The sequence below is a fragment of the Bifidobacterium vansinderenii genome, from assembly GCF_002234915.1.
Classification (GTDB): Bacteria; Actinomycetota; Actinomycetes; order Actinomycetales; family Bifidobacteriaceae; genus Galliscardovia; species Galliscardovia vansinderenii.
In genome coordinates this window covers 1-1,595 of record NZ_NEWD01000065.1, presented here as the reverse complement: position 1 = coordinate 1,595, position 1,595 = coordinate 1, and the positions used below count along the sequence as shown (strand labels likewise).

Below are 1,595 nucleotides of genomic sequence, written 5' to 3'. Positions count from 1 at the left end.
TTCAAATAACGGACTGTTTGCATCATCACTGTTTTGGACGATACTATTGTGATTCGCCTTACTAGTCTACAATCAAACCAATCTGGGAATCTGTATTACATTCCTTATGTGCACGCTTACGGTTGATTGTTACCAAACGGCTATAGAATCAACAGTACAATTAGCCATTGCTAAAATATTCAATAATCTTCTTTACTATGCTGCCGCCTGTTGCATACCTCTTCTAGTTCTCCAACAGGAAAAAAACATTTCCCTCGTCAAGCAGCAGCAGCAAATGGATCAACAGCAACAAAAAATTGAGCATCTGCAACACAACGCAGCTGTCGCAAATGCTCTTCATGATTCAACGACCGAAGCACTGTCATATATTGTCATCGCAAGCGAACAGATATCAAACAAAAGCACGTCAATACAATCAGACTTGTATCATCATATTCAAGAGAATGCACTGAAAGCATTAGCCGGAACTCGCGATGCAATCCGTACACTATCAGCAGATACAGAATCCGATACTCCAGATGTGTATCCAGCACGCACTTTAACCGAAAATAACGTGAGCAGGTTACTACACGAAGAACAAACTTCGCTAATCAATCTTGGATTCCGCGGCGATGTCGCATATCAAGGAACGTTTGGACATGCGCCTTCCAAAAAATCCATGGCAATTACTGCTTTACTTATTAAAGAGTTATTTGCCAATATTCTTCGGCATGCTGACCCAAATCTTCCATATACGATATTTATGATCATCACCGACGAACACATCATTATTCATGAAAGCAATACCAGCGCATCTCAACAAACAAATTTCATTTTTCCTCATTCGGGGTATGGCATCCATCATTTCAGGCAACAAATTGAGAACATAGGCGGAACACTGCACACAAATCAAGAAGATAATAATTGGCTATTTTACACTAAAATCCCTTATTAAGGGATATACCTCAATTTGATTTCTTACACTGGCCGTAGGAACACGTGAACGACACTAGACAATATGGCCATGGAGGGCACGAAGAACGCACTTCCCCAATACCACAAACTCCTTGTCGAAAATCGCAAGTTTTAATGGAATCAGCGACCCCAACCGACGTACTTAGAGAAACGCAGCATAAGCATGCAAGAAAAACTCTCATATTTCACCTTATCAATAAATAACAATAATGATTGTTACACGTTTTTTCTCAAGAATCGCAATATCACGAATATTGCAACATATGTCCACAATATTCCCAATTTGATGAGCCCACGATTCGATCAGGCGTTACTTTAAAGGTAAGCAGCACAAGCTGCCCATACCGACGATTCACAATGAGGTGATCATATGGAAAGGTTACAAACCACTCGAGCAGGCACCACCCTGATTGCAGCGTTTATTGCTGTCGCGATGTCAGTGGTGTTCTTCCTTGTACCGTCAACCGCCAACGCTGGAGTCGAACGCCTCCATCCACACTGCAATGCACGGAATGGACGCCGATCTCTCCCGCAATGCCGATGGCACCGTTTCACTCGACGAAACCGCGGCCCGACAGGCTGGCTACCGCTCTGATTCCATCTCTACAGTCGAAGACAACCTGACCGGCATGAACGACATG

At 43.0% G+C, this 1,595-nt stretch carries 1 protein-coding gene; it reads left to right on the top strand.

What is annotated here, in order from left to right:
- Nucleotides 1-274: 274 nt before the first annotated feature.
- Nucleotides 275-934: a sensor histidine kinase gene (locus Tam10B_RS13095; RefSeq protein WP_143248666.1), complete on the top strand. Its 660-nt coding sequence runs from the start codon at nt 275-277 to the stop codon at nt 932-934.
- Nucleotides 935-1,595: the final 661 nt, after the last annotated feature.

Bases quoted from the DNA above. Each gene is read 5' to 3' on its own strand.
- Tam10B_RS13095 (WP_143248666.1), top strand. From the start codon at position 275: ATGGATCAACAGCAACAAAAAATTGAGCATCTGCAACACAACGCAGCT.